Raw genomic sequence first — 24,339 nt, 5'->3', positions numbered from 1 at the left:
ATGCAACGTTCCCATGCGAGTCCTCGTAGCTGAAGATGGATTGATGATGCGACGACTCCTCGTGCGTGCACTTGAGGGGTGGGAGTACGATGTCACCGAGGTCGAAAATGGTGCTGAAGCCTGGGAAGCGTTTGAGAAAGAGCCGTTCCGCCTGGTGCTGACCGACTGGGTCATGCCCGAGGTGGATGGCCTGGAGTTGATCCGCCGGATTCGAGCCGCCCAGGCCCCCTTCTACGTCTACATCATTCTGCTGACCGCCAAGAGCGAAAAGGAAGACCTGGTCGTGGGGATGGAGGTGGGCGCCGACGACTTCCTGGTGAAGCCGGTCGACCACAACGAACTACGTGTCCGCCTTCGTGAAGGGGAGCGAATTGTCCGCCTCGAACAAGAATTGGCGGAACAAAATCGACAGCTTCGCGAAACCCAGGCCGCCCTCGTGCAAAGCGAGAAACTGGCCAGCCTGGGTCAGATGGCCGCTGGCATGGCACACGAGATCAACAATCCAATCGCCCTGGTCGCGAACAATTTGGCGGTCTTGAAACGAGACATTTCAGCGGCGTTCGATCTGCTAGACCTTTATCGATCGATCCATTCCGATCTTTTGCAGACTCACCCAGAGCTAGCTCAGCAAGCGGCCGAACTGGAAGAAGAGTGCGATTATCAATGGATCCGGACCGAGTCCCCCCAGTTGTTCGACCGGTCGCTGGCCGGTTTAAATCGGGTGCGGGATATTGTGCAGAACCTGCGTTCGTTCGCCCGGTTGGACGAGGCAGAACTCGATTACCTGGACGTGAATTCCGCTCTGTTCGCTGTCTCACAAGTTCTGCACCACGAGGTCGATTTGCAGCAGGTTGAGTTACGGATCGATCCGGGAGACATCCCGATGATCCTGTGCGAACCAGGCAAGATTCAACAGGTGCTGCATCACTTACTGTTGAATGCAATCCAAGCCAGCGAACCCGGCAGTACCGTCACGATGCGATCTGCCCGCTGCGAAGAAGGGGTAAGAATCGATGTGGAAGACCATGGATGTGGCATTTCGAGCAGCGACTTAGCGCACATCTTTGAACCTTTTTTCACAACCAGGGCCGTGGGCAGCGGTCAAGGGCTAGGCTTGGCGGTCAGCTACGGGATCGTACGCGATCATGGCGGATCGATCCAGGTTCGAAGTCAATTGGGCCGCGGCAGCACTTTTAGTGTACAATTGCCTATACGACCGCTGGATAGTCAAACACCGGGAGGAAGCCATGAAGACTAGGCCATCCATTCTGTTGGTGGACGACGAGCCAGATATTCTGCACTCGCTTATCGGCCTGCTACGCCGTCAATTTACGGTGTACACGGCCCAATCGGGGCAAGAGGCGCTGCAGATTATGGCCGAACACCCCATCTCCGTATTAATGACAGATCAACGTATGCCCGAGATGACCGGTGCGGAACTCGCCCGGCAGGCATACCACCGTTTCCCGACCACAACGCGAATCTTGTTTACAGGATACGCCGATATCAAATCGGTGATCGACGCCATCAATCATGGCGGGTTGTATCGCTACGTGACCAAGCCTTGGGACCCCGACGAACTGATCGAATTGCTGACCGAGGCAGTCGAAGTATCGGAACGGGAAGCCGCCCATCAAAAACTGATGCAGGAACTGCAGCGGTATGTATCGATGGGACAGCAGATTTCGCAGCGACTTCGCCTGGGCCCCGATGGGCAAGAGATCGACCAAGACCTGCTACAAGCGTTCGCCCAATCGGGTAACGTGCTGGAAGAACTGACGCACGAACCGTGCAAGCCCGCAGCAGGAGATTAACCCCTTTGGCAACCAAACAACCGGTCCTGCTGACGGTGTTGATCGAGTGCGAATCATTTCGCTGGTATGTCGCCGGCATCGATCAGCAGGGCAACACCACCCCACTGCTTTGCTCGGAACCTCAAGACCTCGCCCCTTACGTCGGAGAACCGCTCGACGAACAGGCGAACTTCCTGCGTCATCGCCTCTCGGGCGTTTTGCAGCGAGGCTGTGATCGTTTGTGGGGCAAGATGATGAAACCATGCCAGGTAGTCTTCGTCACCGACATGCCCTTTCAACAAGCAGAAGATGGCCTGACTCAGCGTGTGGCCGATCACTTCTTCGAATGGATGACCAGCCCGCCGGTGGTCTTCTATACGATTCGTGAAAGCTCGCCGGTCTGTAATCCGCACCTCGATTCGATCGCCGGCGAGTTGCTACCCGATTGGAACGAAGCACTCGAGGAAGGCTTCCCGAAGATGATCTCGAAATGCAGCCAGACCGATCCATGGGAACTCGTGATCTCGAAACCGCATCCCGACTAAACAAAACAGGCACGTCCGCTGAAGGATGTGCCTGTTGTTTTTCTAACGAGTATTTGCCGACGAACTAGCTAGGTTCTAGCCCGGTCATCGTTCCGGTACTGGTCGCGAACTGATCGATTTCCAGGCCAGATTTCTGCAGCATCGACAAGTAGAGATTTGGCAGCGGGTAGTTCTTCTTCTGATCGAACGCCAGGTGCTGACCATGGCGGAAACCACCACCCGCGAACAACACCGGCATGTTGCGGTTATCGTGGCTGGAAGCGTTACCAAGGTTACTGGTCAGCAGCACCGAAGTATGATCGAGCAGGCTGCCACCATCTTCCTGAATTCCGTCGAGACCACGCAGGAAGTCGCCCCACGCATGGACGATTGACGTTTCGATGAGTGCCAACTGGCTTAACTTCTCTTCATCGCGACCATGATGGCTGAGCGAGTGATAGCCTTCTTCCACCCCTTCGATCGGCACCACGCCGCCGCTTCCGCCAAGATGATACGAAACGAACCGCGTCGAATCGGTCGACAAGGCAAGGCGGATCATATCGTTCATCAAACGTTGGCGTCCGATGAAGTCGTTCGGGTTGCTGATGTCGATCGGCTTCTTCGAGTCGACTTTCGGCTTCGGCAAGTGAGCCCACTGCTCCGCTTCCGCCATTCGCTTTTCGAGTTCACGCACACTGTTGAAATAAGCTGCCAGGCGGTCACGATCGCCGGCTCCCAGTTCACGCGAGAGCGACTTGGCATCTTCGGCAACCAGGTCCATGATGCTCTTTCCTTGGCGAGCCCGGTGCAACTGCTTGGCTTGATCGGCTGGCGAGTCGTTGACGAACAACTGCATGAAGAGCCGCGCAGGCGAGCTTTCGGCCGGAATCATCGAGCCGTTCTCGGTATACGAAGGACTGGCGTTCCCGGCCGAGCTTAGCACGAGCGAAGGAAATCGCGTGTGATGCCCCATGTGCTTGGCCAGCAATTGATCGACCGAGATCGTGGTCCGCGACTGGGCGCCACTTCCCATGGGGGTTGCCGACAGCAAGCTCGCTTCGGCGCGGTGACCGCCGGAGACATGCGGATGGGACGAACCAGAAATCACCGTGAACTTCTCGCGAATGTCCTGCAGCTTTTCCAGGTAAGGCGACGGCTTGTAATCGCGGCCTGCCTTTTCTGGATTGAGGTTCTCGGCGTGCAAGCCAAGCCCCAGCGTCATCGCCACAAAGCGGCGAGGCGTCTTCTGCTCTTCTGGGCCGGCAAATGCTTTCTGCATCGCACTCAGCCAAGGCACGGCGATCCCAACACCAGCGGTTCCGCGTAGGACCGTGCGGCGGCTCAGCTTCTTCCCGAAGTTGAAATGAACTTGTCGCGACATGTCTCGTCTCTTTCCGTTTCTGGTGGGGTCGATTACTTGCTCAGGAACAAATCGCTGACGACGACTTGCTCGATGATCGAACGAAAGCCATAGCCATCTTCGGCCGACTTCCGCGCGATCTGGTCGATCTGGGCACGGTCAACAAATTCAATCGTGGCTCCGGTGCCATAGGTCAGCAAATGCTTGGCCATGTTCGCGGCCAGGCGATGCGGATGGCTGGTGACGATCTTCTGGAAACCGTCGATGTCTTTGAAGTGCATGCCACTGGGCAGATCGTAGCTGGCGTCGATCTTCGGGCCCTTCTTCACGCTACGGCCTTCCATCTTGATGTAATTATCACGCCATTGGCCCGCCGGGTCGAAGTTTTCCAGCGCGAAGCCGGCCGGGTCGATCTTGACGTGGCAACTGGCGCACTCGCCTTGCGAGCGATGCTTCGCCAACTGTTCACGAATCGTTTTCGCACCGCGGATATCTGGTTCGACCGCAGGCACGTTCGTCGGTGGGGGAGGAATCTCGACACCTAAGAGACGTTCCGAAACCCAGACGCCCCGAATCACCGGCGACGTGTTCGAGCCGTTCGCGGTTACCTTCAAGATGGCACCTTGCGTCAACACACCACCACGATGCGTTTCGGGCTTCAGCGTTACCTTCTGCAGCGTATCGCCTTCGACTCCATCAATCTGATAGTACCGGGCCAGGCGGCTGTTCAAATATGTGAAGTCGGAATCGATCAGGTTCGAGACGTGCAGGTTCTCGGCCAGCATCGTCTGCAGATACTGCTGCGTCTCCGAAAGCATGCCACTTTCGACAATCGGATCGAACTGACGATAGAGCTTCGAATCGGGCTGGGTGAAATCGATTTGATCGAGATCGAGCCATTCGGCGGCGAAGTCGTTCATAAACTGCTCGCCTTGCTTGCCACCCAACAAGCGACGCGTTTGCTGCTTCAGCACTTCTGGCTCGTGCATCTTGCCCGCCGACGCCAATTGCATCAGCTGGTCGTCAGGCGTGCTACCGGTGAGGAAATAGCTGAGCCGGGTCGCGACTTCATAGTCGTCCAGTTTGCCGGGCTCTTCGGCAAAGTACATGAACCGTGGCGAGCACAGCAGCGCTCGGTAGCCAAGCCGCAGGGCGTCGACGAACGACTCTTTCCCATCGATTGCCGCGTAGACTTCGGCCAGGTAAGGTTCGATCTCGTCCGAGGTGACCGGGCGACGGAACGCTCGGGTGGCGAAACGGGTCACCAGTCGCTCGGCGTCTGCCTTCGGATTCTTCGAGGTCACTTGCCATGGTTGACGTTTGTCTTTAACCGGTTCGACTTTCAGATTGCCAAACAGATACTCGCGGACCTGATCGTCGTTGCCCTTCAGGTGAACCTGTTTCATAGTGACGCGATCGAAGGCGATGCCGGCGAGATCTTGTGGCTCGCCTTCGCCCACACCAACCTGGCCACCTGCGAAACGCCCTCGCTTCAGAGCTCCGTCGCCAGGACGAATCTCAAGCATGTGCCCCTTCGGCAACCAGGTCGTGAACTTCACCACCTTCGGCTTCTCGGTCGCTTCAAATGTGGTGACGCTGGCCAGCAGCGGGGCATTCGAGACACAAGGACCGCTGCGCACCGTCGACCAGACACCACCGGTCTTCGGCAGCTTCAAACCAGAAACGGTCACTTCAAATTCGTACCAGCCATCTTGCTTGGCCGTGGTTGCCGGCAGGCGACCGTAATAGATCAAGCCAGACGACCAGATGACCGCTTTCCCTTCCCGCATCTCCGGTTCGCGGCAGCGGCGTTTGGGATTGGTTCGAGCGACCCCTTCCGCATCGAAGTCGCGGACATAGTCGTCTTCGGGGCTCAAGGCACGACGCAGCGCTTCGTCCAAAGCGACGTCGACAGCATCCAGATGCGCGGCCAGTTGAAAGTGCGACATCCCTTGGCCGTCGGCAACGGTGGTGAAGCCATCGGTCTTGTTTTCGTCCGGCAGGATATGCGTCAACGGAATATCGATCGCCAGCAGATCGTGCAGCGAGTTCTCGATTTGTTTTCGCGTCAGTCGACGACCACGCACACGCCCGTACTTGGTGTGAATGTTGTGCTGAAAGTCGCTCAAACCTTGATGGGTCGCGGCGAGGAACTGCGACTTGTCTTTGGCTTCCAGTTCGCCATAGTCGGCTGGCGGCATCTCGCCGTCGCGGACGCGATCGTAAATGCGAACCCAACGTTGCAAGTTATTCGCCTTGCCGAGATCGAACGAGAGAGCTTCCAGATCGAGCGATCCATCCGCGTCTTCACCCTGATGGCAGTCGTAGCAGTTGTTCTCGAGGAACGTACGAACCTGGTTTCCTTCGGGTGCGGCCGCATCGGCCGACCCCAGGAAACTGCCCACGCCAACAACACTGGCCCAGACGGCAAGGTGCGCGCAGATCGATGCGTAACGGGTCGTTATCATGGCAGTGACAAATGGGAATGGAGGGAGCCGCGTTGTGGGGTTGCGACATCGTTGAGGGAGGGTGTCGATGCCAGGCAGGCTGCTGAAATAGCTTCGGCATCTCTACCCAATGGTAGCCAATTTGTTCAAAAAAAGCGAGAAGCTTTGCGCCAGGCCGAAAACTTAATGCCGGCACCAACAACCTATTCAGGGGGACTGTTTTCAAGCTCATCCGGCCAACGCTCTGTTAATTGGCCGACGAATCGATTAGCGTGGCTCTGTAGGTAACCTGATGGCATGCTATCAGTTGCCGCGACAACTTCCCCCAACAGTCTCTCACCCCTGCCCGGAAAAAGCCTGCCATGCGTTCCCCTCGCCTTCTGGCTGCGGTCCTGCTCGTCGTCGCGTTCTGCCTTGTTTCCTCTGCGTCGGCCGAGTGGACCGGCAAAGAGTCGACCTGGAACGGGTACACCCGCTTTGACTTCACCGTCGACTCGCGTCCTGCTTACGTCGTGGTGCCAAAGAAGGCCGCCGAAGGCAATCCGTGGGTTTGGCGAGCTCGCTTTCCTGGCTTCCATGCTGAAGCCGACTTATTGCTTCTGGAACGTGGCTTCCATGTCGCTCACATCGATACCAACGATATGCTCGGAAGTCCACGTGCGATGGGACACTGGGATAAGTTCTACGACTACATGACTGACAAAGGCCTTTCCCCGAAGGTTGCCCTGGAAGGGGTGAGCCGCGGTGGCTTATTTGTTTATGGTTGGGCTGCACGGCATCCAGATCGGGTCGCGTGCATCTATGCCGATACGCCGGTTTGCGACTTCAAGAGCTGGCCAGGCGGCAAAGGTAATGGCGTCGGCAGTGCGGGCTCGTGGCAGCGTCTGCTCGAGGAATATGGCTTCACCGAAGAACAAGCCCTTGCCTACGACAAGAACCCGATTGACAATCTCGCTCCGATCGCGGCCGCCAAGATTCCGCTCATGCATATCGTTTCGCTGAACGATGTTGTCGTACCGCCGACGGAGAACACCTTCATCCTGGCCGAACGCTATCGTAAGCTCGGTGGAACGATGGAGATCATCGAAGTCGAAGAAGGGACCGAGAAGTCACAGGGGCATCACTTCACCCATCCCGATCCCAAGCGTGTGGCCGACTTCATCGAGTCGCACGCGGCAAAGAAGTAACGGCTAAGCTGCCTTTTTCGGAGCCTCGACCGGCGGAGCAGGCACAACCGGTGGCTGCGTAACGCGGCGAACCCGCTTCTTGATCGAACGCCAAAGACGCTTGCCGCGGTGCTTCAGATATTGCAGTCCACGAGGCTTCGGCTCGACTGGTGCTGGCGTAGGCATGACAACCTGCGGCCTCACCAGCGGGGGACCAGCCGTCCGCTGGCTACGTGTCAGATGCCACCACTCTGCCATGCGAGCCATCTCGCGAATTTCATCCAGCGGATCCAAGTCGGTTCGCTGCTGATACGCCTCGATCACCTCTTCATAGATGTTGATCAACTGACCATAGATTGAATCGGTGCTGTTGTTCTGGCGAATGTATCGCGTCACTTCGGCGGCGTCGGCAGCGTTATAACGCTGGATCTCCGCCACAAGCCGCTCAGTCGTCAGGGGCGCCGCCAACGTGCGGCGTCCGAGTTGGTTCAAGTAGACGACATCCTCGGCCGTGACCAGCGAGCTCATGCCGAACACATCGCAGTAGATTGTCGCACACCCCACGGCCATCGCCTCGCGAGCACAGCGTCCCTTGGCGAACACCAGGTCGTATTGAGGCAATCGCGAGTAAGGATCGCGGCAAACATCGCCAAAGTTCCTGCCGATCGCATCGAGGCGAATCCCGAGCTGCCTGCATGCTTGTCGAATTGGCTGAATCGATTCCGGCGTTCCGTAGCTGCTGAAGACCACGGCGCGTTTCGGTTTCTCGGGCAAAGGACTGCGGGTCTGAAACAAGTTGAGATCGACCGGATTGGTCAGGATTTGGATTCGCTCCAGCTCAATCCCTTCGCCGTGTGCCAGCCGATCAGCGCACGTCTGATCGACAGCCACATAGCGTCCAATACGATCGAACTTGGGAGGCGTGTCGTGCCACGCATCGAAGTCATGGCAAAGGAAGATGCCAGGCGTCTTCGGAAAATGCAGCAGCGCCGCCGTTGTTTGCAGTGTGTGATGCCCATGGATCACATCAGGCGTCTCTCGGATCTTTTCCAGCCGATCGACCACCGGGATCGAGTTGCGTCGCAGTTCGTCGGTCACTTCGCCCATGTCAGGCGTATAAACGATCGGACGGTGCCCGCGCTGAATCAGGTTCTTCGCCAGGTCGTACACATACATCTCGGTGCCTGACCGGGATGTCATGAAGATGTTCGTAATCAGAACCGTCAGCCGACTCATCGTTGTCTAACCTTTCCGCCGAAAGAGTGCCCTAACCAATCGAAGCGGTCGCGTGGCGACGCAGCAGCGATTTGGCCAATGGTGCGAAATGCTTGCCGAAGCTGATCGCTTCTTTCGAGCGACCTTCAGCCACACGGCGTTGTCCACGGACGTCGTAGGTCACCCACCCCTTGGTCACCGGTGGCTGCAGGAACGAACGCTCGACCGGCGTCGTTCGATAGAACTCGGTCCGAACGAGCTCGGATGGCCAGTTGCCGACAATCGCGGCCAGATCGTCGGTGATTGGGTAAGGGCTACGTTCGATGAATTCACGCATGCATTCCAGCAGAATCGCTTTGGCTGGTTCTTCTTCCTCGGTTAGCATCACCTTCGACCAACCACTCGTATCGCGAGCTTCCGGAGCGATGGTCTGAATCGCGATGCCATGTTCGGCGAGAACCACATCGCCAGGACCTCGCCCAAGACTCAACAGCGCCGCACTGGTCAACAGAGGTGCCAGATCGTGGGCCGAGTTATACCACTCGAACGGATCGGTAAAGATCACCGACGGTTCGACTTCTTTCAGCCAAGTTGCCAAACGCTGTCGCTGCTCTTGGAACCACTTCTCGTCATGGCGAAGGTAGTGAGCGTAGACTTCGTCTTCCCGGATTGGCGCGATCGTGATCGATCCGCGATAGCCGATCTTCGTCATCGCTTCGCGGAAGTGCGATTCGAATTCAGGATCGTTGAACGGACCTGGCGACAAGTAATAGATATCTGGCTGCAAACGCAGCAAGGCTGCCAGCGTGAACCATTCGTGTGCGGGGTGCGCGAAGACACAAGCCGACGAACGATGCGACTGTGCTAGCAGGGCTTCACCATCCATGGTGGTGTACTCTCATTTTCAACTGATTTGATGGACAATCGTGCTTTTGTCCAGAAGCGACATTGACGTTTATAGGGACTTCCAGCGATAAGAAACAGACGAATTCCCCCCACTGAGACCTCCACCCGATGAAGGCACACTGATGCCCTACGTTCGCGATACCCTAGCCATCCAAGACGCGAATATCGTGATCGGGGAAGGCTGCCGTATTTCGCCAGATGCATGGTTGGGCGCTGGTACCCAAATCGCCGATCACGTTCGAATCGATGCCGACGTCGTCATCGGCGAGAACAACATCATCGCTCATGGTGCCGTCATCAAATCAGGTACGCGAATCGGCGATCGAAATCAGATTGGCGAGTATTGCATCCTGGGTGGAGCTCCATTGATTGCCCGCCCCACGCAGAAGCCTGGGCAACTTCAGATTGGCCACGACAACGTCATTCGCGAGTTCGCCACGTTTCAAGTCGGCACCGGCCCGAGCGATGTCACTCGGTTCGGCAGTCACAACTACATCATGCCGAACGTCCAGATCGGGCACGACTCTCAGGTCGGCAGCCACATCACGATGACCAACCAAACGGCCTTGTGTGGCCACGTCACCGTGGAAGACAAAGCGGTCCTCGGCGTAGGTGTGCATGTCCATCAGCACTGCCGCATCGGTATGCTGGCGATGGTGGGTGCCTCGGCTTACGTCTCTCAAGACATCGTTCCGTTTACCCTGGTCGACGGACGTACCGGGAACGTTGTTAGCTTGAACAAGATCGGCCTGACGCGTAGCGAGACCCCTGCCGCGACAATCTCACAAATGAAGCAGGCCTTTCGCGTGATCTTCCGCGAAGGTCTCTCGCGGGAAGCGATCTACGACCGGCTACAAGGCGTAGACGTTCCTCAGGTTCAGCAGATGCTCGCCTTCCTGAAAGCGTCGCGTCGTGGCTACGAAAAGGCCCGGCGTTCAAGTAGCACTTCGTCGAAAGCTACGGCAGCGGAAGGCTCGATCGAGCTGACCATCTATCGCGGCGAAGCGGCCTAAACGGCTTCACCGGCAAAAAGTTGACTGGGGACTCTCGACCGAGGACAATGCAGGTCCGCGCTTGCCCACCTGTTCTTGCTGTTCTCCTATTTTGCTTGTCGAGATCCTCCCATGCTTTTGTGTATTGATCTGCGCGCTGTGAGAGTTGCCACCGCGATGGTGGTGTTGTCGTTTTTCCCTTTCGCTTTGACGGCCCAAGAGAAACCGAACATCGTCTTGATGATGGCGGACGACATGGGGTTCTCGGACCTGGGATGCTATGGCGGCGAGATCGAAACGCCGAACCTCGATCAGTTGGCCCAAGGCGGACTTCGATTCACGCAGTTCTATAACACGGCCCGCTGCTGCCCGACCCGAGCAGCCTTGATGACGGGTCTTTATCAGCACCAAGCAGGCCTCGGTCACATGACCGGCAACTATGGCGTGCCGTCGTATCAAGGCTATTTGAACGACCGATGCGTTACGATCGCCGAAGCCCTGCGTCCGGCCGGCTATACCACCTTGATGACCGGCAAGTGGCATGTCGGCTCTAAACCCGAAGGTTGGCCGCTGCAGCGTGGTTTCGATCGTTATTGGGGCACGCCTTCTGGCGGTGGCGTCTACTTCAAAGACACGTTACAGATTCGGAAGGAAGTCTTCTTTGTCGATGGCAACGAACGTGTGGAACTGGAAGACGATTTCTACATCACCGACGATCTGACCGACCACGCGATCAAATTTATTGATCAGGCCGTCAACGAAACGAAGAAGCCGTTCTTCCTCTACTTTGCTCACATCGCTCCCCATTGGCCACTGCAAGCCAAGCCGGAAGACATCGCCCGGCAAGCTGGCCGCTATGATGCCGGGTGGGACGAGGCTCGCAAGGCTCGATTTGCCCGCCAGGTGAAGATGGGGCTCTTCCCAGAAGGAACTCGTTTGAGTCCACGCGATCAGGATGCGAATGCCTGGGAGCAGATGTCCCCCGAAGCGCGCGAAGACCTGGCCCACCGGATGGAAGTCTATGCGGCCCAGGTTCAGTGCATCGATCAGAACGTGGGCCGATTGGTGGCCAAGCTGAAAGAACTGGGGCAATTCGAGAACACGTTATTCCTCTTCCTTTCCGACAATGGCTGTTCGGCCGAAGGTGGTCCTGGTGGGTTTAGCCGCGGCAAAGCAGGTGCCCCGATCGGCACAGGCCTGTCGTATGCCAGTGTTGGGCTGGAATGGGCGAACGCCAACGACACACCGTTCCGCAAGTTCAAGATCGACACGCGTGAAGGTGGCATCTCGACGCCATTGATCGCTCACTGGCCGAAGGGGATTCAGCTTTCAGGTGGTGAAGGTCGACTGGTCGATGCCCCTGGGCATGTGATCGATGTCATGCCAACGCTTGTCGAAGTGGCCGGGGCAACCTATCCCACGACGCACGATGGCAAGGAAGTGATCCCTACCCCAGGGCAAAGCTTCGCCCAGCAGTTCCGTGGTCCGCAGGAAGTCGCTTCACGTGACCTCTTCTGGGAACATGAAGGCAACAAGGCGATCCGACGCGGCGACTGGAAAGCGGTCCGAATCAAAAGTGGTGCATGGCAGCTTTACGACCTGAAGCACGATCGCACCGAGACGAACAACCTGGCCAAAGAGCAGCCTGAAAAGACCAAGGAACTTGCCCAGGCCTGGAAGCAGTGGGCCGACAGTGCCGGCGTGATCGAATGGTCGCAGCTTCAGAAACAACGCAAGAAATAGCCAACAACCTCCTCTGCTGGAGATCCCTCCTGATGAAAACTACCCTCGCGCTGGCGTCGCTTGTTTTGATGGCGCTATGCGTCTCGACTGGCTTCGCCGCGAAGCCGAATATTGTCCTGCTAATCACCGACGACCAGGGCTACGGCGATCTGGCATGTCATGGCAACCAGGTGATCCAAACGCCGAACCTCGACCGGCTGGCATCGCAGTCGTCGCAGTTGTCGAACTATCATGTCGCTCCGACCTGTTCGCCGACACGGGCCGCATTGCAGTCAGGCCACTGGACCGATCGAGCTGGTGCCTGGCATACGATCATGGGACGTTCGATGCTTCGCGCCGACGAGGCCACCTTGGGGCAACTGCTCAAAGCGAACGGCTACACAACCGGCATGTTCGGCAAGTGGCATCTGGGAGACAACTATCCTTATCGACCTGAAGATCGCGGCTACGACGAAGTCTATCGTCATGGCGGCGGAGGCGTCGGCCAAACGCCTGACCTGTGGGACAATGCCTACTTCGATGGACATTACTTCCACAATGGCGAAATCGAAGCAGCAGATGGCTATTGCACCGACGTCTTCTTTAATCAAGCGAATCAGTTCATCAAAACTAATGCGGAACAAGGCAAACCCTTCTTTGCCTACATCGCCACGAACGCGCCGCATGGTCCGCTGCACTGTCCGCAGAAGTACATGGACATGTATCCGGACGAGCCCAAGCCGATGGCCGCTTTCTATGGCATGATCACGAACATCGACGACAACGTTGGGCAAACTCGCCAGCTGCTGGAAGACCTGGGGATCGCCAACAATACGATTTTCATCTACACCACCGACAATGGCACGGCCGCTCCAGGCAAAGCCTTCAACGCCGGCATGCGTGGCAAGAAAGGAAGCGAATACGAAGGCGGACACCGCGTTCCTTTCATGTGCTATTGGCCAGAGGCCGGCATGAACGTGAAACATGTAGACGACCACCTGACCCATGCGATCGACGTCGCTCCGACCTTGCTCGAAATGGTTGGCGGCCAAGGTCCCAAAGACTATCAGTTCGACGGCATCTCGATCGCTTCCCTGCTGAAACCAGGCACTGATGTCGACTGGAAAGATCGCTTCCTGGTGACTGACTCGCAGCGTGTACGTGATCCGATCAAGTGGAAGCAAACCGCGGTGATGTCGCAGCAGTGGCGATTGATCAACGGCAAGGAGCTGTACGACATTCAGCAAGATCCTGGCCAGAAGAACAACGTCGCTGCCCAGCATCCTGAACAAGTCGCTGCGATGCGGAAGTTCTACGATCAATGGTGGGCCGAACTCGAACCGACGTTCGCCAAGACGACCGAAATCTACCTCGGCCATCCCTCCGCCCCTGAGGCCTCGCTAACCGCGCACGACTGGATTCAGTCGAGCTATCCGCCATGGGCCCAGGCTCACATTCGCTCCGGCAATGGAAACAATCCGAAGAAGAAGCCAGTCCTGCATGAAGGACACTGGGCGGTGAAAGTGATTCGCGATGGCAACTACGAAGTGAGCGTTCGCCGCTGGCCTGTTGAAGCGAACCATCCGATCGTCGCCTCACTGCCACCAGGGGAAGATGTCCCTGGGGCGAACAAAGCGATGCGAACCGTCCCTGGTAAAGCCATCGACGTCACCTCGGCCGTTCTGCGGATCAATGGCAAAGACCTCGACGAGAAAGAGGTTCCTGCCGACGCTACCGAAGTGACCTTTGAAACTCGCCTGACGGCAGGCTCGCACCAGTTGTCGCCGTTATTCCTTTTGAAGGATGGTGGCGAACTGGGGGCCTATTACACCGTGGTTCGCTTTGTCGGGGAGTAATGCGATGCGTTGGATCTTGTTAGCTATGGTCCTGGCCGCGTTCCCCAGCGTCGGTCAGGCCGCTGATCGCCCGAACATCGTCATCTTGTATGCCGATGACATGGGCTATGGGGACCTGCATGCCAACAACCCCGACTCGAAGATCCCCACACCCAACCTCGATCGCCTCGCCAGCGAAGGGATGCGATTCACCGACGCGCATAGTTCGTCCGGTATCTGCACACCCAGCCGCTATGCCCTGCTGACCGGTCGTTATCACTGGCGAAAGTTCCACGACATCGTTTACGCGTTCGGTCCCCCGGTGATTGCTGATGAAGAGTTCACGCTGCCGGAGATGCTGAAGGCCCAAGGCTATCGTACGGCCTGCATTGGCAAGTGGCACTTGGGATGGAATTGGAGCGAGATCCTTCGTCCCGATGCCAACGTGAAGCAGGATCGCGGCAACCTGGTGATTCCGCCGGAAGCGTTCGATTGGAATCGATCAGTCTCCGGCGGACCGACGTCGCATGGCTTCGACTATTACTTCGGCGACGACGTCCCGAACTTTCCGCCGTATGCCTGGATCGAGAACGATCGTGTTATCGAGCCACCGACCGTCATGCTGACGGAAACCCCGAAGACGCCCGAGGGAAAGTGGAATGCTCGACGCGGACCGGCAGTTGCCGACTGGGACTTCTGGGGCGTCGTCCCTCGGCTCGCGGATAAGGCGGTCGAATGGATCGCCGAGCAGAAAGGTGAGCAGCAGCCGTTCTTTTTGTACGTTCCGTTCAATTCGCCTCACTCGCCGATCGTTCCCACGCCCGAGTTTGCCGGCAAGTCGGAGGCCGGTCCCTTTGGGGACTTCGTTAACATGACCGACGCCATGGCAGGCAAGATTCTTCAGGCCTTGAAAGACAACGGCTTCGAGGACAACACGCTTGTCCTGTTCACCGCCGATAACGGTGCGGAAAACTATGCCTATGCCCGGCTCGAAAACTTCGGCCACTGGAGCTCGGCACCATTTCGTGGTGTGAAGCGTGACCTTTACGAAGGTGGCCACCACGTTCCGTTTCTGGTCCGTTGGCCAGGCCACGTGAAGCCTGGCAGCGTCAACGATTCGCTCACCAGCCAGGTCGACATCATGGGAACGCTCGCCGCGATTGTCGAAGCAGACCTTCCGGCCGACGCCGCCCACGACAGCTACAACCAACAGGCCAATTGGACGACCAATGAAGGCGGCCGACGCACGACGATTGTCCACAACACCTTTGCCAAAGCATATGCCATTCGGGATGGTAACTGGCTGCTGATCCAAGCCGAAAGCGGCTCGCATAATCGCGTTCCTGCCTGGTTCGATCAGGAGAAAGGCTATACCGAGGATCAGCAACCTGGCGAACTTTACGATCTGGAAATCGATCCGGCTCAAAAGCATAATCTCTACAGCGAGAAGCCACAGCTCGTGGAAAAGCTGAGCCAGAAACTGAAACAGATCCGCAGTCGCGGTCAGGTCCGTTAATCGAATATCCCTCCCTGCCTGAGAACCACACCATGATTCGTTTCGCGATCTTAAGCTTTGCTGCTATTGCCCTGCTCTCTTGCTTAAGCTTCGAGGCATCGGCCAAAGATCCGCCACGGCCGAATGTCATCTTCGTGATGGCCGACGACATGGGCTGGGGACAAACAGGCTATCGCAATCATCCCGTTTTGAAGACCCCGAATCTCGATTCGATGGCGAACAACGGTTTGCGATTCGAACGCTTCTATGCAGGCTGCTGCGTTTGCTCGCCGACCCGAGCCAGCGTCCTGACCGGTCGATCGCCCGACCGCTGTGGTGTGCTTTCGCATGGCTACGCATTGCGGCATCAGGAAAAGACAATTGCTCAAGCGTTGAAAGACGCCGGTTACGTCACTGGTCACTTCGGTAAGTGGCACCTAGATGGCCTGCGCGGCCCAGGGGCTCCGATCTTGAAAGACGATCCTTACAGCCCAGGTCACTTCGGTTTTGACGAATGGCTTTCGGTCACCAACTTCTTCGATCTCGATCCACTGATGAGCCGTAATGGCGAGTTTGAGCAGAAGAAGGGAGATTCGTCCGACATCATCGTGGCCGAGGCGATTGAGTTCTTGAAGAAGCACAAAGATGGTGGCGAGCCGATGTTCACGGTTATCTGGTATGGCACGCCGCACAGTCCTTTCAAAGCACTGGACGACGACAAAGTTCCGTTCGGTAACTTGAAGGTCGACTCCGAGAACCACTATGGCGAACTCGCCGCGATGGACCGCAGCATCGGCACGCTTCGGTCTGCCCTGCGCGAACTGGAGATCGCCCACAATACGCTGCTTGTCTTTTGCAGCGACAACGGCGGCTTGCCACGCATCGAACCTGACACGGTCGGTGGACTGCGTGGCAACAAGGGAACCGTTTATGAAGGTGGCTTGCGTGTTCCGGCCATCATCGAATGGCCTTCGGTCATTCAGCCTCGTATCACCGAATATCCTGCGTGCACGATGGATCTGTTTCCGACGGTCGCCGATATTCTGGCGTTGCCGGAAGATGTCTTTGTGCAGCCTTTGGACGGTGTCAGCTTGAAGCCACTTCTGAATGAGGAAGTCGGGTCGCGCGTGCGACCGATTCCGTTTCGATTCCAGAAGCAAGCGGCCTGGGTCGACAACGACTGGAAGCTGGTCACCACGAAACGAGATCAAGGAGCCGCCTTCGAGCTTTACCACTTGAAGTCCGATCCCCATGAAGAGACGAATCTCGCCCGCGAGAAGCCTGAGATGCTTGCCAAGCTGAAAGCAGGCTACAAAGCGTGGAACGAAGCCGTGGAAGCAAGCTTCGCGGGAAAAGACTACGCCGAAGGTAGACTTAACGAGGCCGACCCTGAGCCTCACTCGTGGACAGAAGATCCTCGTTACGAACCTTACCTGAGCGAATGGGAAAACCGCTGGGAATTTCGTCCCTACATCAAACGCTCGAAAAAGAAATAACGGGCCCTGAGCGAACTCTAAGCGGGTCTCTAGCCAATTTGCGGGGCTGTTTACCACATCACATTGCCACCTGTGATGTTTTTTCTGTGATTTCTTTTCAATTTGATAGTAAACAGCATCTCGGGCGTACGATCTTTCCTAGGATAGCGCCGATATCTCCCATCCGCGCCTCCCATACCTTTTCGTAACCCTAACCCCGCATGAAGGTTACCAGCGCTTCATCGTGCTGCTCTGCACCATGAAAGCCCTCCCTCGACCTTCTTGCCGCAGTCGGCCTTGCCTCTCCTCCGCGCGTTATTCGTTGTTGTCTCATTCAGTCAGGAATCGCCCTATGGTATCTCGATCTGCTCAGATCGCCCGTCGCGGCTTCACGCTCGTCGAACTTCTTGTTGTGATTGCCATCATTGGTGTATTGATTGCTCTGCTCTTGCCGGCCGTGCAACAGGCTCGCGAAGCGGCTCGCCGTTCGCAATGCACCAACAACCTGAAACAAATCGGTCTCGCCGTCCATAACTTCCACGATACGTTCGGCGAGTTGCCACCATCTCGTATCAAGTACGAATACCTTGGCTGGTCCGCGGTCATTCTGCCGTTCATGGAACAAACGAGCCTGTACGATCAAATCGACTTGAAGGTCCGCTACAAAGACCAGACCACCGTCGTTCAACAGGCCAGCATCTCAGGCTATGTTTGCCCCAGCCGCCATTCCCCTGGCGACCAGACCACCGAAGTCCAAGCCATCAACGTCGACAATGGCGCGGTCTGGGACTACGCCAGCGTCTGCGGTCCCAGCGGCGACAACTCGATCATCCGCCAGGTCGGCCGCGAGAAAGGGATGATCGTCGTAGCGAAGGGTGATCAAAATGCCTACGAAACGCAGACCAACTTCGCCTCGGTCACCGATGGCTTGTCGAACACCATCATGATCGGTGAACGCCACATTCATAACGACAAGCTGCGTAACGAAAACACCGGGCACGATGGTCCGATTCTCAGTGGCTGGGCCTATACCACGATGCGTGCGGCTGGGACCGACTATCCCTTGGCCCAGCACAAACGCGACAACGTGGGCGGGGTCGAGCACCTTGTATTTGGTAGCTTCCACCCAGGCATCGTGAACTTTGTGATGGGAGACGCGAGCGTTCAATCGATCCAAGTGAACATCGACGAAACGAATCTTGGCCGACTGGCCAATCGTGAAGATGGTCAGGTCATCGACGTCTCGTTCTAATTCTCACATTCCACGTAAGAGTTCTCAGCGATGCGAAACCCCACACTTTTCAAATTGCTACTGCTCTCCGCTGGCATCCTGACGCTTGGCTGCGGGAGTAGCAGTGAAATCCAGCCTGTTACCGGCAAAGTATTGCTTTCCGATGGCTCCCCCGCCGACACTGGCGTCATTAAGTTCCGCACCGTCTCGGACAAAGGCGAAGAGGTGAAAGCCTTTGGCCAGATCCAGTCGGACGGAAGCTTTCAATTGACAACCTTCGAAGAGGGGGACGGCGCCATTCTTGGCGAGCATGAAGCCCTCTTATTCTTGCCTGCGATCGGAGATGGCCAGCGTCCCATGAAGACCAAGTCATTTCCTACGAAATACCGCAATTACGAAACGTCCGGACTCAAGTTCAACGTGGGCCCGGGGGAGAACGACTTCGTAATTCGGTTGGAGGCCCGATAACGGCCTTCGCGGGGCAGCCTGACGGCAAGGCGCTAGGCTGCCCCCTTTTTCCCACATTTTCGAGGAGAATCCCGTAGTAAACTGAGGTCCCAGCGTACGATCTTAAGTAGAGAGCCGGTGAAGACTTCCGCTTTGCCGGCCTTTTCCTTCCCACGATTCCCCGCCCAAACATGCCGCACGAACCATCAGAACGCACTCCTCTGGAAGATGTCGCTCAAGACGAGCGATATGCGGACTTCCTCGCCTATTTCTCGGCGGACTGCGATCGGCTGCACGCGTACATTTATTCGCTGCTGCCCCACCATGCCGATGCGGACGATGTGTTTCAGCGGTGCAGCATTTTGCTGTGGAAGAAGTTCGATACATTCGATCAACAACGAGATTTCTTATCGTGGGCCTGCGGGGTGGCATTTTACGAAGTGAAAAACTTCCTTCGCACTACCCAACGCGACCGGCTTCAGTTCAGCGAATCGTTACTCGATTTGTTGGCGGAAAAGCGGCAAGAAGATCTTTCCAAAGGTGCCGATCACCTGGCTGCGCTGCGACAATGCGTGAAGAAGCTGACCGAGCATCAACAGCAGTTAGTCTGGAAAGCCTATAGCGGTGCGATGACCACCGCCGAGTTGGCCGCCGCCTCAGGTCGTTCGGCCCAGACCCTTTACAATCAGTTGGCAACCATTCGCCGCAAGCTGGCCCAATGTGTCCAGATGCGACTCGCCGCCACAGGAGAGGACGCATGAATCGCGACATCAACCAACGTCTGATCGAACTGGTGCATCACAGTGTGCAAGGTACGCTGACTTCGGCCGACCATGCCGAACTCGAACAGTTGCTTCTGGAAAGCTCTGCCGTTCGAGAGCAATATTTCTTGCTCGTCGACCTGGAATATGGCCTGGCGAAGTTAGCCGAAGAAGAAGCTGGCAAACCATTCCCGACCCGCTCGACACCACTGTCCGCGAACAACACCCCATCCCCAGCCAGCATTGCCTGGCCATTGATCGCGTTGACACTGGTTGGCTTAATTGCGATTCCTTTGACCGCGTGGCTGATGCAGGATCGCGACGTCGCGAAAATCGATCCGCTGCCAGAAACGACTTCCCCTGCCCTCGCGAATGATCCGGCTGCCCCACAGCCGACGCCTGCGATGCAGATCGTTCAGTTGGCACGGACTCGCTTCTTCGACGAACCCCAGGCATTCGCTCCTGGCGACTCGATGCAGCTCGATCACGACTATGCCCTGGTCGAAGGGAGCGTGCAGATGCGTAGCAGCACCGGTGCCGAGATGATCGTCCAGGCACCGGCCGTCTTCTCGATCCAATCGGCCGAACAGGTCTTGCTGAAGGTCGGTAACTGCTCGGTCTACGCTCCCGAGGGAGCGGAAGGCTTCCGCGTGCTGACGCCTCAGGCCGAAGTCGTCGACAAAGGAACCCGTTTCTCGATCAATGTGAAGGAATCAGGTGAAGCCGATGTCGAAGTGATCGAAGGTGCCGCGGAAGTCTTCCCGGTTGGCCAGGACGAAAAGTCGACCTCGACCGGCTTGCTGCTGGAAGCTGGTCAGGCCCGTGCCATCAACGCCTTGGGGGAAATCGCGTCGACCGATGCCGCCCGCTTCGGTGAAACCTATCGCGCGACCTTGCCTGACCGCATCGTCTCGTTCGAGGCAACGCCCAAGAATGCCGACGATCCCAATCAACTGCAAAGCGTCACCGTCCAGCGTGGCGGCAAGTCGTTCACCTACAATGTCGATCAGCTTGTTGGGTTTGATTTGATTCATTTCAAAGTCGGGACCAACACCAACAACATGACCACGCCGCTGGTCAGCATCGACATGAAGCAAGGGGATGACTCCCGTCGGCGAGTCGAATACCTCGATCGCGATCGCTCGCTCTGCACTGGCCTGCTGAACCCAGGCGGCAATGCGATTCCACTGACCACCGATCCGGACATCACGAGCGAAGACCTCGACGCGCGAACGCCTGGCCTGGCGATTCGATTCGAGCAACCCGTCGTGAACGGCCCTGGCCCAGACATCGTCTTCTTCGACCTTCAGGTCGTGCATCACCCAGAACAAGGCGATCCTTTCCATGTTTCGCCGCTGCATTTCGAGACTGGTCTGAAGACCGTCACGATTGCCAACTACGATATCTCATTGGCGGACCGAGGTGCCCACGCACTTTGCAACTTCCGCCTCTATGGCTTCGACCGACGTATCCGCAGTATCGAAGAACTTTGCCGAGCCCATCACAACAACGGTGTCGCGCACGCGGTGCCGGCGAAGGTGATTGCTACCGGCATCGATCTTTCCGACCTCGGCTACCCGGAAGGTGCCGAAGTCCAGGAGTTGTTCATCCAGGATGCGATGGACGACGATAACCTTATCGATCCTGTCTTCATTGGTGGATTCCCTCCTGTAACCCCACCAGCCTCAACCCAAGAGCCCACCTCAACGGAAGAGTAAATCATGCCACGTCCCCTCCGACTCACAATGTCGCTCGCCATGGTGCTGGTAACCAGCATCCTGGTCCTGCCGCTCCATGCCGACGAGAAAGAGAACGCGCACTTCTTCGAGACGAAAGTGCGTCCACTGCTGGCTCAACACTGCTTCGGCTGCCATGGCCCGAAAGAGCAGAAGTCGGACCTTCGGATGGATCGCAAGAACCATTTCATGAAGGGTGGCAGCGCCGGTCCAATTGTGGTCCCAGGCAAGCCTGAGGAAAGCGACTTGATCGCGGCCGTGAAGTACGAAAGCTACGAGATGCCTCCGTCCGGGCAACTGCCCGACAAAGACATCGCGATCCTGGAAGCCTGGGTGAAGAACGGAGCGTATTGGCCAGAGCATGCTGGCGAGCAGCGTGAAGAAGACGGACCGTTCACCAAGGAAGATCTTTCGTGGTGGGCTTTCCAGCCGCTGTCGCATCCGAAGATTCCTAAGGTCGGCAAAGACGATCATGTCGAAAACCCAATCGACAACTTCGTGCTGGCCAAGCTGAAAGACCAGAAGCTCGCCCCCGCCCCTGCTGCTTCCCGCCGCGAATTGATCCGTCGCGTTTACTTCGACATGCTGGGCGTTCCCCCAACGACCGAAGAAGTGGAAGCGTTTGTCGCCGACAAAAGCCCGACCGCCTACCAGGAACTGGTTGACCGCGTGCTGGAGGATCCTCGCTACGGGCAACGCTGGGCAACGCATTGGCTCGATGTCGTGCGTTACGCCGATTCCGATGGCTATCGCCAGGATGCCTATCGTCCGTTGGCGTGGCGGTATCGCGACTACGTGATCCGCAGTCTGAATGAAGACAAACCTTACAACCAGTTCATGAGTGAACAACTGGCCGGCGATGAAATCGCTCCGCACGATCCGGATGCGATGATCGCGACATACTTCCTGCGAGGTGGCGTCTACGAATACAACAGCCGCGACGCGGAAGGCCAACAGGTACTGATCCTGGACGAACTGACCGACACCGTGGGGGACGTATTCATGGGGATGGGGATCGCCTGTGCCCATTGCCACAACCACAAGTTTGATCCGATCCTGCATGACGACTATTACCGCCTGCAAGCGTTCTTCAAACCGATGGTCTGGAAGAACGATCAGCCAATCGCGACCGCGGAAGAACAGAAGAAGTATGCGGAAGATCTCGCGAAGTGGGAAACGAAGCATGCGGAACTGATCAGCAAGATTGCCGAGATCGAAGAGAAGCCTCGCGAGAAAGCTCGCCGCAAGGCGGTCGAGATGTTCCCGGAAGAAGTCCAGGAAATGTACTGGAAGCCTGCCGACGAACGGACGACCTACGAGAACCAGATCTTCTACCTCGTCGAGGAACAAGTCGGCTTCGAGCATGATCGCCTGACCAACTACATTCCGAAGGACCAGAAACAAAACTGGGAAGATCTGAAGAAGAAGCTTCAAGACGTGCTCGGGCAGAAGCCGAAGGCCTTGCCAGTTGCCAATGTTGCTGTCGATGCTCGCGGTACGATCCCGCCGACAATCAATCCAGACGACAAGACGAAGCGAGAAATCAAGCCGGGCTTCCTGACGATTCTCGACGCCGATAACGCCGAAATCGATCCTTCGTCGATCGAGAACTCACACAGCAGCGGTCGCCGTGCGGCGTTGGCCAAGTGGCTCTCGCGTGACGACAACCCACTTTCGCCACGCGTGATTGTGAATCGCATCTGGCAGTATCACTTTGGTGTGGGCCTTTCCGGCAACTCGAGCGACTTCGGTCGCCTGGGCGAGCCACCATCCCACCCGGAATTGCTCGACTGGCTCACCGGCGAGTTTATCCAGAATAACTGGCGGATGAAGCCTATCCATCGGGCCATCCTGCTTTCGGCAACCTATCAGCAGACCTCGCTGGTCGACATGCCGGAAACGGCCAAGATGGTCGACCCGAAGAATCGGCTACTATGGAAGTTTCCTTCGCGTCGACTGGAAGCGGAACAGATTCGCGACGCGATGCTGGCGGTCAGCGGCGAGCTTTCCGAAAAGACCGAAGGCCCTGCCTCGTCCAGCAACAGCCCGGTTCGGACCGTCTTCACCAAGAAGATGCGTAACTCGCCGGATGCCCTGCTCGAAAGCTTTGACTCGCCCAATGGTTTCGCCAGTGTGGCTCAGCGTAATGCGACCACTACCGCCACCCAGTCGCTGCTGATGATCAACGGTGACTGGACGCTGAAGCGTTCCGAAGCGATGGCCAAGCGGCTTTACCGCGAGCATGGCACCGACTTCGCCGCGATCGTTCGCGAGAGCATTGAAGAATGCTACGGACGTCCTGCTCAGCCAGAAGAAGTGGAATTGGCACTGACCTATATCGAGCAGCAAGTCGCCTACAACCGCGAGTTGAACAAGGCCAACGCGGGCGACATCCCTTCGACCGCGCTGCTGGACGAACCTCAGATGCAGCGATGGAACACCGCCTTCAACATCAACGATTCCATCGGGCATCAGACATTGACCCTGCCTGACACGAACGCTTTGCCATCGCATAACTTCTCGATCGAAGCGATCGTGTTCAATCGGACTCTCTTTAAAGATGCATCGGTTCGTACCATCGCCTCGCACTGGAACGGGTCGAACTCGACGCCAGGCTGGAATTTCGGCATCACCAGCGAGAAGTCAGCCTATCGTCCCCGCAACTTGATCATTCAGTTGATCGGCAAAGACAAGGGCGGCAACGTGAAGTACGAAGTCGTGCCTTCCAACATTCGTATTCCCGCCGACAAGCCTTACTACGTGGCAGCCTCGGTGAACTTCGACGAGGGAACCGTGACCTTCTTTGCCCGTGACATGTCATACGACGAATCGGAACTCGAAACGGCCGTCGTGAAGACTTCGATCGTCGGCGATTGCGGGACCCAGTCGCTTCGCTTCTGCGTGGGTGGCCGGGACTCGAAGAGTTCTCACAACTGGGATGGCTTGATCGACGAAGTTCGACTTTCTCGAGAAGCGATCTCTGACGATTCACAGATCATGATCAACAATCCGAACAGCCTGGTGACCGACGACACGGTCGGTATGTGGCGATTCGTTCGCTCCGATCCTCGCGGCCCGTTGGCCGACATGGAACGAGACCAGAACGAACTAGAACTGAACACCAGCAACGAGCGGCACGGCCTCACACCGGAGCTGACCGCTTTGAGCGACTTCTGTCACGTGCTACTGAACTCGAGTGAGTTCCAGTTCATGGACTAAGTCGTCGCCGCCCCT

Annotated in this window: 18 protein-coding genes; 14 read left to right on the top strand and 4 right to left on the bottom strand. The window is 57.1% G+C overall.

Features of this window, described 5'->3' with window-relative positions; all coding sequences use genetic code 11:
• The first annotated feature begins 13 nt into the window (after positions 1 to 13).
• From AB1L30_RS07025 to AB1L30_RS07015, 3 genes are read left to right on the top strand one after another with little or no spacing between them, the layout of a single operon-like run.
• Positions 14 to 1,258, top strand: coding sequence for a response regulator (locus AB1L30_RS07025; protein WP_367012724.1), 1,245 nt, complete (start codon positions 14 to 16; stop codon positions 1,256 to 1,258).
• Positions 1,248 to 1,814, top strand: coding sequence for a response regulator (locus tag AB1L30_RS07020; protein WP_367012723.1), 567 nt, complete (start codon positions 1,248 to 1,250; stop codon positions 1,812 to 1,814). The genes AB1L30_RS07025 and AB1L30_RS07020 overlap by 11 nt, the downstream gene beginning before the upstream one ends.
• Positions 1,815 to 1,819: 5 nt before the next feature.
• On the top strand, positions 1,820 to 2,338 hold the full coding sequence (locus AB1L30_RS07015; protein ID WP_367012722.1) for a hypothetical protein: 519 nt from the start codon (positions 1,820 to 1,822) through the stop codon (positions 2,336 to 2,338).
• Between the two features lie 64 nt (positions 2,339 to 2,402).
• On the opposite strand, the gene AB1L30_RS07010 is transcribed toward AB1L30_RS07015, so the two are convergent.
• Together AB1L30_RS07010 and AB1L30_RS07005 are read right to left on the bottom strand one after the other, a co-directional pair.
• On the bottom strand, positions 2,403 to 3,698 hold the full coding sequence (locus tag AB1L30_RS07010; RefSeq protein ID WP_367012721.1) for a DUF1552 domain-containing protein: 1,296 nt from the start codon (positions 3,696 to 3,698) through the stop codon (positions 2,403 to 2,405).
• 32 nt (positions 3,699 to 3,730) lie between these two features.
• A complete protein-coding gene (locus AB1L30_RS07005; protein ID WP_367012720.1) occupies positions 3,731 to 6,145 on the bottom strand; it encodes a DUF1592 domain-containing protein in 2,415 nt (804 codons plus the stop codon).
• Between the two features lie 341 nt (positions 6,146 to 6,486).
• Between AB1L30_RS07005 and AB1L30_RS07000 the strand changes: the two genes are divergently transcribed.
• A complete protein-coding gene (locus AB1L30_RS07000; RefSeq protein ID WP_367012719.1) occupies positions 6,487 to 7,311 on the top strand; it encodes a prolyl oligopeptidase family serine peptidase in 825 nt (274 codons plus the stop codon).
• 3 nt (positions 7,312 to 7,314) lie between these two features.
• On the opposite strand, the gene AB1L30_RS06995 is transcribed toward AB1L30_RS07000, so the two are convergent.
• Positions 7,315 to 8,526: a glycosyltransferase gene (locus AB1L30_RS06995; protein ID WP_367012718.1), complete on the bottom strand. Its 1,212-nt coding sequence runs from the start codon at positions 8,524 to 8,526 to the stop codon at positions 7,315 to 7,317.
• Positions 8,527 to 8,557: 31 nt separating this feature from the next.
• Positions 8,558 to 9,391: a hypothetical protein gene (locus tag AB1L30_RS06990; protein WP_367012716.1), complete on the bottom strand. Its 834-nt coding sequence runs from the start codon at positions 9,389 to 9,391 to the stop codon at positions 8,558 to 8,560.
• Between the two features lie 142 nt (positions 9,392 to 9,533).
• Between AB1L30_RS06990 and lpxA the strand changes: the two genes are divergently transcribed.
• From lpxA to AB1L30_RS06940, 10 genes are all read left to right on the top strand, one after another.
• Entirely contained in the window at positions 9,534 to 10,424 is an 891-nt protein-coding gene (lpxA, locus tag AB1L30_RS06985; RefSeq protein WP_367012714.1) for an acyl-ACP--UDP-N-acetylglucosamine O-acyltransferase, read from the top strand.
• A gap of 111 nt (positions 10,425 to 10,535) precedes the next feature.
• On the top strand, positions 10,536 to 12,146 hold the full coding sequence (locus AB1L30_RS06980) for an arylsulfatase (RefSeq protein ID WP_367012713.1): 1,611 nt from the start codon (positions 10,536 to 10,538) through the stop codon (positions 12,144 to 12,146).
• 32 nt (positions 12,147 to 12,178) lie between these two features.
• Complete coding sequence (locus AB1L30_RS06975) at positions 12,179 to 13,981, top strand: arylsulfatase (protein ID WP_367012712.1); 1,803 nt, start codon at positions 12,179 to 12,181, stop codon at positions 13,979 to 13,981.
• Positions 13,982 to 13,985: 4 nt separating this feature from the next.
• Positions 13,986 to 15,476 carry an arylsulfatase gene (locus tag AB1L30_RS06970; protein ID WP_367012711.1) on the top strand — a complete coding sequence of 497 codons (1,491 nt, stop codon included), beginning with the start codon at positions 13,986 to 13,988 and terminating at the stop codon, positions 15,474 to 15,476.
• Positions 15,477 to 15,508: 32 nt separating this feature from the next.
• Positions 15,509 to 16,951, top strand: a complete 1,443-nt coding sequence (locus AB1L30_RS06965; RefSeq protein WP_367012710.1) for a sulfatase-like hydrolase/transferase — start codon at positions 15,509 to 15,511, stop codon at positions 16,949 to 16,951.
• Positions 16,952 to 17,282: 331 nt separating this feature from the next.
• A complete protein-coding gene (locus AB1L30_RS06960) occupies positions 17,283 to 18,182 on the top strand; it encodes a DUF1559 domain-containing protein (protein WP_367012709.1) in 900 nt (299 codons plus the stop codon).
• A gap of 30 nt (positions 18,183 to 18,212) precedes the next feature.
• Positions 18,213 to 18,629: a hypothetical protein gene (locus AB1L30_RS06955; protein WP_367012708.1), complete on the top strand. Its 417-nt coding sequence runs from the start codon at positions 18,213 to 18,215 to the stop codon at positions 18,627 to 18,629.
• Between the two features lie 170 nt (positions 18,630 to 18,799).
• A complete protein-coding gene (locus AB1L30_RS06950; protein WP_367012707.1) occupies positions 18,800 to 19,369 on the top strand; it encodes a sigma-70 family RNA polymerase sigma factor in 570 nt (189 codons plus the stop codon).
• Positions 19,366 to 21,087, top strand: a complete 1,722-nt coding sequence (locus tag AB1L30_RS06945) for a FecR domain-containing protein (protein WP_367012706.1) — start codon at positions 19,366 to 19,368, stop codon at positions 21,085 to 21,087. The genes AB1L30_RS06950 and AB1L30_RS06945 overlap by 4 nt, the downstream gene beginning before the upstream one ends.
• Positions 21,088 to 21,090: 3 nt before the next feature.
• Positions 21,091 to 24,324, top strand: coding sequence for a DUF1549 domain-containing protein (locus tag AB1L30_RS06940; RefSeq protein ID WP_367012705.1), 3,234 nt, complete (start codon positions 21,091 to 21,093; stop codon positions 24,322 to 24,324).
• Positions 24,325 to 24,339: the final 15 nt, after the last annotated feature.

Origin of the sequence: Bremerella sp. JC817 (genome assembly GCF_040718835.1) — a bacterium.
Classification (GTDB): domain Bacteria; phylum Planctomycetota; class Planctomycetia; order Pirellulales; family Pirellulaceae; genus Bremerella.
Note: the sequence above shows the minus strand (reverse complement) of the source record. Positions and strands in the feature narration are given on the sequence as shown.

Excerpts from the sequence above, each read along its gene's own strand:
- AB1L30_RS07025 (WP_367012724.1), top strand. The coding sequence starts at position 14 with ATGCGAGTCCTCGTAGCTGAAGATGGATTGATGATGCGACGACTCCTC.
- AB1L30_RS07020 (WP_367012723.1), top strand. The coding sequence starts at position 1,248 with ATGAAGACTAGGCCATCCATTCTGTTGGTGGACGACGAGCCAGATATT.
- AB1L30_RS07010 (WP_367012721.1), bottom strand. The coding sequence starts at position 3,698 with ATGTCGCGACAAGTTCATTTCAACTTCGGGAAGAAGCTGAGCCGCCGC.
- AB1L30_RS07005 (WP_367012720.1), bottom strand. The coding sequence starts at position 6,145 with ATGATAACGACCCGTTACGCATCGATCTGCGCGCACCTTGCCGTCTGG.
- AB1L30_RS07000 (WP_367012719.1), top strand. The coding sequence starts at position 6,487 with ATGCGTTCCCCTCGCCTTCTGGCTGCGGTCCTGCTCGTCGTCGCGTTC.
- AB1L30_RS06995 (WP_367012718.1), bottom strand. The coding sequence starts at position 8,526 with ATGAGTCGGCTGACGGTTCTGATTACGAACATCTTCATGACATCCCGG.
- AB1L30_RS06990 (WP_367012716.1), bottom strand. The coding sequence starts at position 9,391 with ATGGATGGTGAAGCCCTGCTAGCACAGTCGCATCGTTCGTCGGCTTGT.
- lpxA (WP_367012714.1), top strand. The coding sequence starts at position 9,534 with ATGCCCTACGTTCGCGATACCCTAGCCATCCAAGACGCGAATATCGTG.
- AB1L30_RS06980 (WP_367012713.1), top strand. The coding sequence starts at position 10,536 with ATGCTTTTGTGTATTGATCTGCGCGCTGTGAGAGTTGCCACCGCGATG.
- AB1L30_RS06975 (WP_367012712.1), top strand. The coding sequence starts at position 12,179 with ATGAAAACTACCCTCGCGCTGGCGTCGCTTGTTTTGATGGCGCTATGC.
- AB1L30_RS06970 (WP_367012711.1), top strand. The coding sequence starts at position 13,986 with ATGCGTTGGATCTTGTTAGCTATGGTCCTGGCCGCGTTCCCCAGCGTC.
- AB1L30_RS06965 (WP_367012710.1), top strand. The coding sequence starts at position 15,509 with ATGATTCGTTTCGCGATCTTAAGCTTTGCTGCTATTGCCCTGCTCTCT.
- AB1L30_RS06960 (WP_367012709.1), top strand. The coding sequence starts at position 17,283 with ATGGTATCTCGATCTGCTCAGATCGCCCGTCGCGGCTTCACGCTCGTC.
- AB1L30_RS06955 (WP_367012708.1), top strand. The coding sequence starts at position 18,213 with ATGCGAAACCCCACACTTTTCAAATTGCTACTGCTCTCCGCTGGCATC.
- AB1L30_RS06950 (WP_367012707.1), top strand. The coding sequence starts at position 18,800 with ATGCCGCACGAACCATCAGAACGCACTCCTCTGGAAGATGTCGCTCAA.
- AB1L30_RS06945 (WP_367012706.1), top strand. The coding sequence starts at position 19,366 with ATGAATCGCGACATCAACCAACGTCTGATCGAACTGGTGCATCACAGT.
- AB1L30_RS06940 (WP_367012705.1), top strand. The coding sequence starts at position 21,091 with ATGCCACGTCCCCTCCGACTCACAATGTCGCTCGCCATGGTGCTGGTA.